8 protein-coding genes are annotated in these 11945 nt (G+C 70.7%); 7 read left to right on the top strand and 1 reads right to left on the bottom strand.

The window, feature by feature from the left end:
* Positions 1-401 precede the first annotated feature (401 nt).
* Both WME73_RS27510 and WME73_RS27505 read left to right on the top strand, forming a co-directional pair.
* On the top strand, positions 402-1067 hold the full coding sequence (locus WME73_RS27510) for a pectate lyase (protein ID WP_437748034.1): 666 nt from the start codon (positions 402-404) through the stop codon (positions 1065-1067).
* Between the two features lie 343 nt (positions 1068-1410).
* A complete protein-coding gene (locus WME73_RS27505; protein WP_437911467.1) occupies positions 1411-2172 on the top strand; it encodes a YbhB/YbcL family Raf kinase inhibitor-like protein in 762 nt (253 codons plus the stop codon).
* A 259-nt stretch (positions 2173-2431) separates the two neighbouring features.
* On the opposite strand, the gene WME73_RS27500 is transcribed toward WME73_RS27505, so the two are convergent.
* Positions 2432-3577: a hypothetical protein gene (locus WME73_RS27500; RefSeq protein ID WP_437911466.1), complete on the bottom strand. Its 1146-nt coding sequence runs from the start codon at positions 3575-3577 to the stop codon at positions 2432-2434.
* Positions 3578-3649: 72 nt separating this feature from the next.
* Here WME73_RS27500 and WME73_RS27495 point away from each other — a divergent pair, with 72 nt between their 5' ends.
* The 5 genes from WME73_RS27495 (at position 3650) to WME73_RS27475 (ending at position 11943) form a co-directional block, all read left to right on the top strand.
* Positions 3650-4444 carry an N-formylglutamate amidohydrolase gene (locus WME73_RS27495; protein WP_437911465.1) on the top strand — a complete coding sequence of 265 codons (795 nt, stop codon included), beginning with the start codon at positions 3650-3652 and terminating at the stop codon, positions 4442-4444.
* A gap of 384 nt (positions 4445-4828) precedes the next feature.
* Positions 4829-7264, top strand: coding sequence for a type VI secretion system Vgr family protein (locus WME73_RS27490; protein WP_437911464.1), 2436 nt, complete (start codon positions 4829-4831; stop codon positions 7262-7264).
* A gap of 6 nt (positions 7265-7270) precedes the next feature.
* Positions 7271-9943 carry a DUF2169 family type VI secretion system accessory protein gene (locus WME73_RS27485; protein WP_437739357.1) on the top strand — a complete coding sequence of 891 codons (2673 nt, stop codon included), beginning with the start codon at positions 7271-7273 and terminating at the stop codon, positions 9941-9943.
* Positions 9940-11013 (top strand): pentapeptide repeat-containing protein, encoded by a 1074-nt coding sequence (locus tag WME73_RS27480; RefSeq protein WP_437911463.1) that lies wholly within the window; start codon positions 9940-9942, stop codon positions 11011-11013. The genes WME73_RS27485 and WME73_RS27480 overlap by 4 nt, the downstream gene beginning before the upstream one ends.
* Before the next feature lie 204 nt (positions 11014-11217).
* Entirely contained in the window at positions 11218-11943 is a 726-nt protein-coding gene (locus WME73_RS27475) for a DUF3540 domain-containing protein (RefSeq protein ID WP_437739355.1), read from the top strand.
* Positions 11944-11945 lie beyond the last annotated feature (2 nt).

The following is an 11945-nucleotide window of genomic DNA, read 5'->3' as shown; positions in this document are numbered from 1 at the left end:
CGGCGAGCGACGCGCTCAGCGCCGTCAGGATCGAGGCCGAGAACCAGAACTGGTCCATCTCGTCGGGCGACAAGATCGAAGACAACGCGGACAACGTGAAGCTCCGCGCCAACCAGAGCGGGGACACCTTCAAGTTCTCCGCGTCGGTCGCGTCCGGCACGTACAAGATCGTCCTTCGTTACGCCAAGCGGAACGTGTACGGCAAGTACGAGCTCGCCGTGAAGGGATCGTCGGTGAAGTCCTTCGACGCTTATGGCTCCTCCACCGGCGACAGCTGGACGACCGCGACGCTCGGGGAGAAATCGCTCTCTGGCAATGTCGAGTTCGCGCTCACGTGCAAGGGCAAGAACTCCTCGTCGTCGGGGTACGACCTGAAGGTCGACTACATCGAGCTCGTGCCGGTGGGCGGCGGCGACTCTGGCGGGAGCTCGGGCGGCAGCAGCTCGGGCGGCGGCACCACGACGGCCGGGAACGGCGGCGTCGTCAGCTCGACGATCATCGTGAAGGCGGGCGAGACGTTCGACGGCGGCGGCAAGCGGTACATCGCCGACAAGAACACGCTCGGGGACGGCAGCCAGGCCGAGGGCCAGAAGCCGGTGTTCAAGCTCGAGGACGGCGCGAAGCTGAAGAACGTGGTCCTCGGCGCGCCGGCGGCCGACGGCATTCACACGTACGGCAACGTCACGCTCGAGAACATCGTCTGGGAGGACATCGGCGAAGACGCCCTGACGGTCAAGAAGTCAGGCACCGTGGTGCTGAACGGCGGCTCCGCGAAGAACGGCGACGACAAGGTGTTCCAGATCAACGCGGCCAGCACGTTCAAGGTGTCGAATTTCACGGCGCAGAGCGCCGGCAAGTTCATCCGGCAGAACGGGGGGACCGACTTCAAGGTCGATGTCTTCATCGACCGGTGCGACATCTCGAAGATGAAGGAGTCCATCTTCAGGACGGACAGCGGCAGCAGCAGCGTGACGATGACGAACACCCGCTACAGCGGGATCGGCAAGGAGCTCTTCATGGGCGTGAGCTCCTCGAAGATCACGACGTCCAACAACACGCAATACTGACGCGGCGGTTCTGCACATTTCCGCCAGGGCAGGAGCGTCCTCGCGGGCGCTCCTGCTCGCTCTTGCGCGGTGTCAAGGGTCAAGGGCCCTCCGCTCCGCCTCTTCCTCTCTGGCGAGCAGGCGAGAGACCTGGAGCGATGTGTCGCGCCAGGCGCGCTCATGTCAACGTTCACATTCTTCGATCACTCACTGTTCCGGGAAATGTACCGCTAAATTGCGGATCTTTGTCGCAAGGGGAGAAGCGACTGTCATCGCGATAGGAACGCCGGTGTGGCATCATGCGCCAATGCGTACCATCACGGATAGGCTCACACGTACCGCTCGATACCTCGCCTTCGCGGCCATGCCATTCGCCATCCTGAACTGCTCCAGCAGCGATCCCGATGTGTCGGGGGACGGCGGGGGGACCGCGGCGAGCACCGGCTCCCAGAGCGCCAGCAGCGGCAGCACCAGCAGCAGCGCCGACAGCTCGAGCTCGAGCGGCGGCGACCCCGCGACCACCACGACGTCGGGGGCCGGGGGCAGCGGAGAGGGGGGCGCGACGGGAGCAGGTGGGAGCGGAGAGGGCGGCTCCGGAGGGAGCGGCGGCGCGCCCTCCGAGGAGTTCGCGCTCGCGAGCACCAATCACGCGGAAGGCGCGAAGTTCGCCGACAAGTACACCTGCCAGACCGCCGGCTTCCAGAACAGCGTCATGCCGGAGCTCCACTGGACCCCGGGGCCTGCGGGCACGAAGAGCTACGCCATCACCTTCATCGATGTCACCCTGGCGCACGCGACGCCGTCGCAGCCCAACGGCTATCACTGGGTTCTGTACAACATTCCTCCCACCACCACCTCGCTGCCCGAGGGGTTCAAGCAGGCGGACGCGACGCTGCTCGGCGCCAAGCAGAACTCGAACTACCTCGGGCCTTGCCCCAATTTCGGCTCCAGCACCGGAACGAAGACCGACACCTACGAGTTCACGATCTACGCGCTCGCCGAGGAGTCGATCACGATCGCGGGCACCGGCACGGCTGCAGTGAGGGACGCGGAGACCAAGCTCGAGGCGAAGAACCTGGGCAGCGCGAAGCTCACCGGCACGTCCAACGCCTTCTCGACTCGATGAAGCGGTAGCTGCTTTCTCGGTCCTGAAGCATCCTCTCGAATGTTTCGAGAAGATTCACAGGGAGGCGGGGAGGCGGGGAGGCGGGGAGTAGAATCCCATGAATCTCCCTGCCTCCCGGCCTGCCTGTTCAAGTTTCTCTCCCCCAGAATGCCAACGAAATGAGGGGATTGTCAGCTCTACAGCCCGACCCCGGGGTCGCAGGTGCGATGTCTCGATGACCGTCGTCGGACGCGCGGCGCCTGCCGACTCGAGCCGTCCGTCATCCAGAAGCGGGGTCCCGGCGGCGGCCCTCCCGACGCTTCGGGGCCTGCTGCGGGGAAGACAGGCTCTCTGCCAGCTTGCCGCTCCCCTGTTCGATCAGCTTCTTCTCGTACCAGGGCCGCGTGACCTGCGCGCGAGCGAGATAGGCGAGCGCGATGACGCCGAGGAGCGGCAAGGCGGCGTAGGCCACGGAGTGGGCCGTCACGTCGGGGCCGATCGCGCTGGCTGAGCTCCACGAGGGGACATAACGCGCCTTCACCGTCTCGCCCTCGCGGAGCCGGGCGAACGCGCCGTGGGACACCTCGTCGGAGAAGGCGGCGCCGCCTTCGCCCCGCATCGTGACCTCGAAGCGGGTGTGGTCGCCGTCCTCGTTCTCCTGGAGCTGCGTCACGCGGACGTCCACCGTCTCGCCCAGCCAGCGGCGCGCGTGGAAGGCCGCGAACGCCATGTTGAACACGAGCGACGCGACGGCCGCGGTGATGGCCCACCGCTGGTGGAACGCCGCCCTGCGCGCGAACCGCTCGCCGAGCGGCTCGGACGAGAGGAGCATGCGGCCCCCGCGCGGGGGCACGAGCAGGTATCCCTGCGCCTGCTCGCGGTACCCCTGGGCCTGCGCCTCGGGATCGGGCGCGCGCCGGAGCTCGCCGATCGCGAAGACCCTCTCGCCTGGAATGAGCTCGGCCACGCGGACGCGCCGGGTGAGATCGACCCGGATCATGCCGTCGAGCGCGTCGACGAGCTGCACGTGCTCGCCCGGCTCGACCCGGATGCGCGCGCCGGACGCGTGGCGGAGATAGAAGGGGTGGACACGGACCTTGCGGCCGGTCTCGGCCCACTGGTGGGTCCAGACCCCGGAGGTCTCGGACTCGGACCCTTCCTGCTCGACCTCGACGCGCACCGCCACGTCCGCGCCTTGCTCCCGCTCGACGGTGCCCACGACGACGGCCTCGCCGGGCGCGAGCGCGGCGCCGGGCATGAACGAGGCCTCGGCCCGCGCGGCGGCGCGGCGCTGCCGGCGCGAGAGCCGGAGCGCGAGCGCCGCGAGGACGAGCAAGCAGGCCGTCGCGACGCCGTCCACCAGGAGCGACGACAGCCCTGCGTCGAGGTGGTATCGGCTCACGAGCAGCCAGATCCGGGGTTCCATGGCCCGCCATGAGAGCGCAAACCGGCGCACCCGTGCGAAAAACCCGGCGCGCGCCTACCTTCCGGAGCAACGATGCCTGCCACGCCGCCTCCCTTCCTCGTCCACGAGCCTGACACGGCGGGGCCGATCGTCGTCGAGGTCCCGCACGCGAGCCTCGTCGTGGACGAGCTCGCGGCGCGCTTCACGCGCGTGCCGGAGCGCGCCCTCGCGGCCGACGCGGACGTCGCGGCGGACGCGCTCTTCGGCGACGTCACGATCGAGGGGGCGGCGCTCGTCGTCGCGACGGCGAGCCGCTTCGTCATCGACCTCAACACGGCCCCGCGCGTGCCCACGCCCTACGAGGACAAGCTCCCCTACGGGCTGCGGGAGGTGCGGCGGCGCTCCGCGAGCGGCGAGCAGTGGCTCGAGAGCTCACCACCCCGCGCGGAGGTCGAGCGCCGCGTCCGCGACGTGTTCGAGCCGTACCACGCGGAGATCGCCGCTCGCCTCGCCGACGCGCGCGCGCGCCACGGCGTCGCGATCCTCGTCTCCGGGCACACGTACCCCGACGTCATGTTCCAGGGCGCCGCCGACGTCGTGCTCGGGACCCGGCGCGGCGAGAGCGCGGCGAGCTGGGCGCGCGACGCGGTCGCCGAGGTCGCGCGCGCGCACGGCCTCTCGCTCGCGCTCGACGATCCTTTCCCGGGCGGCCACGCGCTCGAGCGGCACGCGCGCCGCGACGAGGGGGTCCACGCGCTCCAGATCGAGGTCGCCCGCAGGCTCTACTGCGACGCGCGCACCCTCGCCCTCCGCCCCGACGACGTCGCGCGCCTTCGCGGCTTCACCCGCAGCGTCATCGCCGCGCTCACGAGTGCAGCGGCGCGATAACGCGGCACGCACACGGTACGGTTGCAGCGCGCGCGCAGGGCGCACACGGTGCGCGCGCAGGGCGCACACGGTACGCGCGCAGGGCACACACGGACGCGGCGCACGCGCGGTGGCGGCGCGGCGCACGCGCGGTGGCGGCGCGGCACACGCGCGGTGGCGGCGCGGCGCACGCGCGGTGGCGGCGCGGCACACGAGCGCAACGAGCTCGGCAAGCGCGCGGCGTCGAGCCCGCGCTGCTCGGCGGACGTCGCACAGGTGCGCGCTCGTCCCACCATCGGATCCGCTGTTCCACAGCACTCTCGTGGCGCATGCAGACGTTGACACCGCGACGCGATGCACGGAGATTCCGCCCTCAACACCAGGCCAGGGATGGGGAGGCTCTCCATGCGCCCAGACGGTTTCTCGCTCTCGTGCTCGGCACTCGCCAGCGTTGCTTTCATCGGTTTCCGCGGCACCGAGCACGTCTCGCAGCCGTACGAGTTCGAGCTCTTCTTCTCCGTCCCGACGAGCACCGACGTGCGCAAGGCGGTGGGCGAGCGGGCGACGGTGCGCGCGAGCCGCGGCGACGGGAAGGACCCGCTCGTCGTGCACGGCGTCATCGCGAGCGTTCGCCTCTTGCACCAGAACGCGGAGCGGGCGCTGTACCAGGCGCTGCTCGTGCCGAAGCTCTGGTTCCTGCGCCACTTCTGGCGCAGCCACGTCTTCACGAACCAGCCCGTCAAGGAGTTCCTCTCCGCGACGCTCCAGAACGGCGGGCTCGCGGGCGGCGACTTCCGCTTCTCGATCAACGACGGCGACTACCCGGTCGAGGAGTTCGTCGCGCAGTACCGCGAGACGCACCTCGCGTTCTTTCACCGGTGGCTCGAGCGCGAGGGCCTCTACTACTTCTTCGAGCACCCGGAGGACGGGCCCGGCGAGGTGCTCGTCATCGTCGACGATCGCGGGCTGCACGACGACTTCCCGGGCGGCGGGGTCGTGCGCTACGTCCCGCTCTTCGGCGACGACGTGACCGCGCCGCCGGGCCTGCACCAGATCGAGCAGAACGTGCAGTGGCTGCCGAAGACGGTCACCATCGCCGACTACAACTACTCGAACCCGTCCGCGTCGGTGAAGGGCGAGAGCAGCATCACCGCGAACGGGGTGGGCGCGATCCGCGAGTACGGCTTCCGCGTCTTCGTGCAGAGCGACGCCGAGCGCCTCGCGCAGGTGCGCGCGCAGTCGATCGGCTGCCGCGAGGTGACCCTGCGCGGGAGCGGCGACGCGCTCGGGCCGCGGGCCGGGTACCGGTTCTCGCTGGACGATCAGCCCGCCGACATCGTCGACCAGTGGCTCGCGCTGGAGGTGCAGCACAGCGCGTCGATCGCCGGGATCACGCCCGAGGTCGCGCGGCTGACGGGGCTCTCGGGCAAGGACATCTACGCGATCAAGCTGCTCGCGATCCCGGCCGACGTGCAGTTCCGCGCGCCGCAGGCGACGCAGTGGCCGCGCATCTACGGGTTCGAGAACGCGATCGTCTGCGGCCCCGCCGACAGCCAATACGCGCAGATCGACGCCGACGGCCGCTACCTCGTGCGCTTCGAGTTCGACACGAGCGGCCTGCCCGACGCGCGCATCTCGACGCGGGTGCGCATGATGCAGCCGCACGGCGGGACGACGGAGGGCTTCCATTTCCCGCTGCGCAAGGGCACCGAGGTGATGATCGCCTTCCTCGGCGGCGACCCGGACCGGCCCTTCATCGCCGGCGTCGTGCCGAACGCGCACCGGCCGAGCGTCGTCGCGGAGCGCAACCTCAGCCAGAACATCATCCGGACCGGGAGCGGCAACCAGCTCGTGCTCGAGGACGAGCAGGGCAAGGAGTTCATCTTCCTCCACACGCCGAACAACCGCACCGGCATCTACATGGGGACGCCGAGCGGCAACCACGGGGCGGTCTACACGGGCGACGGCGACACGCAGGTCGGCACGTTCCTGTCCCCCAAGAACGCCGACCCGGCCATCGCCGGCAGCGCGCTCGTCGACGTCACCTTCAGCTACCTGGAGACGACCTCGGGAGACGGCGGCTCATGGATCGGCGGCGACTCCTGGGAGAACGTCAGCGGCAACAAGTTCAGCATGGTGGTCGGCAACCTCTGGGCGGGCGTCGGCGGGACGTACACGCTCCAGGTCACGGCCGCGGCGACGGAGACCTACTACGCGACGCGCACGACCACGATCAAGACGGGCCGCGTGGACACCGTGGAAGCCGGCGGCATGAAGCAGACGATCACCGACGGGATGACGCTGACCATCACGAGCGGCGGGATGAAGCACGACGTCCACGGCAAGTTCGAGCAGACGATCGAGCCGGAGGGCTCGTCGACGGTGACCGGGCCGTGGATGCACAAGGTCACGGCCGAGAACTTCGACGACTACAAGAGCTGGAAGACGGAGGTCGCCACGACCTGGAAAGGCCACTTCGGCGGGGACGTCGACCTGAAGTCCGACACGAACTTCCTGATCAAAGCGCCCAACGCGAAGATCACGGCCACCAACCTGAAGTGGGAGGTGCTCGGGCTGACGTTCGACCTCACGCCGAACAAGCACGAGCTCTTCGTTTACAAGGGCGCGACCGGCGTCATCAAGACGGACCACGCCGCGCTCGCCCAGCAGGCCTACTTGCTCAAGCTCGAGACGTCGTTGATCAAGCTCGACTTCGCCGCGATGGACAAGAAGGCTGTCGGCGCGAAGATGGATCAGTTCGGCACCTACCTGAAGCAGCAGGCGATCGCCCTGACCCTCGCGGGGCTCATCGCGTGGAACAGCGGCTTCACGAAGATCTGAGCGCGGATGCGAGTCGTCAAACCCCTCAAGGTCCCGGCGCTCACGCGCGTCGTCGAGGTCGCGCGGCGCCTCAGGTTCCACGTGGGCGCCATGATGGCGTTCCCCCTCGACGCGCCGCGCGCGCTCGTCGATGAGATGTCGTTCTGGCAGGCCGCGACGGCGGCGCTCGGGAGCATCCCGCTCGACGACGGCATCACGAAGGCGCGCGGCGAGCTGCTCGTCGCGGGCCGGTGCTACGCCCCGGAGGGCCGCCGCGTCGGCGCGTCGTTCGTCCGCGCGCGGCTCGGCTCCGTCGACAAGCGCCTCGCCGTGCTGGGCGACCGGTGCTGGAGCGGCCACGGCTTCACGGAGCCGGAGCCGTTCTCGGAGATGCCCATCGACTGGGCGCGCGCGCTCGGCGGGCCGAAGGACGCGGCGAATCCGTACGGGAAGGGGATCGAGGAGGTCGAGCGCGGCGGGCAGCGCGTCCGGCCGCTGCCGAACGTGGAGCACTACGGCGCGCTGATCCGCTCGCCCGGCGACCGGCCGGGCCCGGCGTCCTTCCTCGCGATGGACGTGACGTTCGCCCAGCGCCGCGGCCGCGCGGGGACGTACGGCGCGGACTACGCCGAGAAGTGGGCGCCCGGCCTTCCGCCCGACGTCGACCCCGCCTTCTTCAACGTCGCGCCGAACGATCAATGGATCGCCGAGCCGCTCCGCGGCGACGAGGCGTTCCTCGTGGAGAACATGCACCCGACGCGCCCGCGCATCGAGGGCGCGCTCCCCGGCCTCGCCGCGCGCGTGCTCGTCACCCGCCGCGACGCGAGCGGGGAGGCGTTCCAGGAGCTGCCCGTCCGCTGCGACACGGTGTGGCTCTTCCCCTCGGCCAACCTCGGCGTCGTGATCTTCCACGGCTCGATGCCCGTGGCCGACGACGACGCCGGGGAGATCGTCGACCTCGTCGTCGCCTGCGAGGAGATCGGCCGCCCCCGGCCGATCGAGCACTACCGCGAGGCGCTCGCCCGGCGGATCGACAAGGACCGGGGCTCGATCGCGTCCCTCAGCGACAGCGATCTCATGCCGCCCCGCGAGTCGGGCGTCGCCGCGAACGTCGCCGGGATCGAGATGGTGCAGTGGCTCAAGAGCGAGAACCTCGCCATGCAGAACCTGCGGCGCGGCGCGGAGCGGGAGCGCGAGCGCCGCCGCGAGGAGCTGCTCGCGGACGGCATCGACCCGGCGCGCTTCGGCCTGGACGCGCCGCTGCCGGAGGAGGAAGCGCCTCCGCCGGTCGACGATCTCGACGCGCTGGTGACGTACCTCGACGCGGCGTCGCGGAAGATGGACGAGGAGAAGGCGCGGGCCGAGCGCCTGAAGAAGGAGGCCGAGGAGCGCATGAAGGCGCAGGCCGCCGAGATGGACGTGTCCGAGGAGGCGCTCCGGCGCGGCCAGACCGGCGAGGAGCCGCCGGGCGGCCCGCCGCGCTTCTCGGCCAAGGCGCAGCTCCAGCAGTACGCGGAGCTGGCCGAGGCGGCGCGCCTCGGCGGCGTGCCGAACCTCGAGCTGGAGGCGATGCTCGCGGACCCAGGCTTCCCCGAGCAGCTGCTCCGCCTCGAGCAGGCGGCGCGCGAGGGCTACCGCGGCTCGGCGCACCTGCGATCCGCGGCCCTGCCGATGACCGCCGAGGCCTCGCAGATGGCGCGCGTCGTCGTCGATGCGGCGCGCGAGGCGGGCGAGCCGCTCGACGAGCGCGACCTCACCGGCGCCGACTTCCGCGGCGTCGACCTGCGGGGGATGCGCTTCGCGCGCGCGTTCCTCGAGGGGGCCGACCTGCGCGGCTGCGACCTCTCGGGTGCGGTGCTCGAGGGCGCCGTGCTCGCGAAGGCCGACCTCTCTGGCGCGAACCTCACGGGCGCGCGGCTCCGGGGCGCGAACCTGGGCAAGGCGAACCTCGAGGGCGCGGTGTTCGACGACGCCGATCTGACCGAGGCCGTCCTGATGGGCGCGAGGCTCGCCGGGGCGAGCCTGAAGCGGGCGAAGCTAGAGCGCGCCGACGCCCTCCAGGTGAGCTGGGGTGGCGTGGATCTCTCGGGCGCGGATCTCTCGCTCTGCTCGTTCCTCCAGACGAGCTTCGCCGGGGCGAACCTCGCCGGGGCGAACCTCGAGCGGGCGATGCTCCTCGAGTGCTCGCTCGACGGCGCGGACTTCTCGGGCGCTCGGCTGCACAAGACGTCGCTGATGAGCTGCACCGGGGCGAAGGCGCGCTTCGCGGGGGCGCGCTTCTCCGAGGGGGTCGCCGTCCACAAGAGCGGCCTGCCGGAGGCCGACTTCCGCGACGCCGTGCTCGACAAGACCTGCTTCCGGACGACGGACCTGCGCGGCGCGCGGTTCGATCGAGCCCAGATGACGATGACCGATCTCTCCGAGGCGGACGCGACGGGCGCGACCTTCGACCGCGCCGTCATGAAGAACGCCCTCTTGATCCGGACGAACCTCGACCGCGCGTCGCTCCGCGGGTGCAACCTGACGGAGGCGATCCTCTCGAAATCGCGCCTGGCGGGGGCCGACTTCACGGGCGCGCAGCTCTGCCGGGCCGATTTCAGCCGCGCGCGCGGCGACAACCGGACGACGTTCGCCGAGGCGAGCGTCGAGTTCACCCGGTTCGACCGGCAGGCGGCGCCGGCTCCTGGAGGCGCGACATGAACCGCGACGAGGTGCTCGACAAGGTCCGCCACGGGGACCCGATCCAGGCCGTGGACATCTCCGGGCTCGACCTGACGGGCGCGGATCTCTCGGGCGCGGTGTTCGATCGGGTCCGGATGCCGCGCGCGATGCGGGGCGCGCTCGTCAAGGAGTCGACGTTCTCCGAGTGCGATCTGTCGGGCGTGGACGCGGCGGGCGTGGACCTGCACCTGACGACCTTCTTCCGGAGCCGCCTCGACGGGGCGACGCTCTCGGGGGCGAGGCTCGTCGGCGCGAGCTTCATCGAGTCGACGTTCGAGGGCGCGGCGCTGTCGGGCGCGGAGGCGCCCATCGCGACCTGGACGACGTGCTCGCTCGAGCGCGCCTCGTTCGAGGGGGCGAACCTCGACCGGGCGAACCTGGTCGAGGTCAAGGCCGGCGGCGCGAACTTCTCTCGCGCAAACCTCGAGAAGGCGACGTTGTACAAGCTCGACCTGCGCACCGCGCTGCTCGACGGCGCGAACCTGACGCTCACGACGCTGGTCGAGGCGGCGCTGGGCGCGCGGGCGTTCCAGGGAACAAAGCTGTTCCGCACCCAGTTCATGCGCGGCAGCGTCGCTGGCTCGAGCTTCGCGGGCTGCGACGCGACGCAGTGCAACTTCACCGGGGTCGACGTGTCCGACTGCGACTTCTCCGATGCGGTCCTGACGCAGGCGCTCTTCGGCGATGCGAACGCGGCGAAGGCGCGTTTTTCGAGGGCGAAGCTGCAGAACGCCATCTTCGAGCGGGCCGCGCTCGCGGAGGCCGACTTCTCGGGGGCGGAGCTCGTCGAGGCGTACCTCGCCTTCGCGTCGTGCGCCGGCGCGCGCTTCGTCGGCGCGAAGCTCGCGTACGCGGACTTCTCGCACTGCGACCTCTCGGGGGCGGACTTCACGCAGGCAGCGATGTTCCGCACCAAGCTGCACCGCGCCCGCCGCGACGGGGCGAAGGTGCCGGCGGGCGCAGGCTGGCTCGGCGACGACGAGAAGCTCGCCGCGATCGAGAACTGGAAGCCGCGCCGCGGCGGCGAGCGCGATGGGCAGCGCGCGTGACCGTGCCTGCTGCGCGCGCCGTGCGGAACCACGAGACCGTGCGGAACCACGAGACACGAGACGCAAGACACGAGACCGCGACCCGTGAGACCTGGGGAGAGGCCGCGTTCCATGAAATCCGTTGATTTTTGCCGTGAAATCGTTGAAACTAGCGTTGCGGCGCGCACGTCCTGACCGGGCGGATCCAGGCCGAGGAGACCCGAGATGCAGAGCATGGCGGCCCGCGAGCCACTGACGGTGGCACACGACGACAGCGCGCAGGACGACCTCCTGGCCGCGGTGGATCTGCCGGCGATCGAGCGCTCGCCCTCGCCGCGACGCGTGCCGTCGCTGGAGACGGGCGTCGTCCGGGGCACGGCGTCGGGGCTCGTTGTCGAGCTCGGCGGCGGGCCGGTCGCGGCGCGGCGCGCGAAGAGCTGCCTCGTCGCGCCGGACGCGGGGGATCGGGTGCTCTGCGCGGTGGACGGCGAGCAGGTCTTCGTCCTCGCGGTGCTGGAGGGCGAGGCGGGCGCGACGACGCGGATCGTCGCCGAGGGCGATATGAAGGTGCAGGCGACGGGGCGGCTCGGGCTCGGCGCCGGCGACCAGATCGAGATCGCCGCTGCCAGGGAGGTCGGGCTGTTCGCGGGCAAGCTCCAGATCCGCGCGCAGGCGGCGGCTGCGGCGATCGAGGAGATCGGGCTCGTCGGCCGGTCGCTCGAGGCGCACGTCCAGAAGGCCGTCGTCGTCGCCGAGCGCATGGAGGCGCGCGCGGACCGGCTCGTCCAGCGCGCGAAGCAGGCGTTCCGCTTCGTCGAGGCGCTCGAGCAGGTGCGCGCGGGCGTCTTCGATCTCCGCGCGGAGGGCCTCGCGGCGATCCGCGGGGAGAACACGATCGTCGCCGCGCGGACGCTCGCGAAGCTCGACGGCGAGCAGGTCAAGATCGGCTGAAG

It is taken from the genome of Sorangium sp. So ce302, assembly GCF_051530145.1.
GTDB classification, from domain to species: Bacteria; Myxococcota_A; Polyangia; order Polyangiales; family Polyangiaceae; genus Sorangium; species Sorangium cellulosum_B.
Note: the sequence above shows the minus strand (reverse complement) of the source record. Positions and strands in the feature narration are given on the sequence as shown.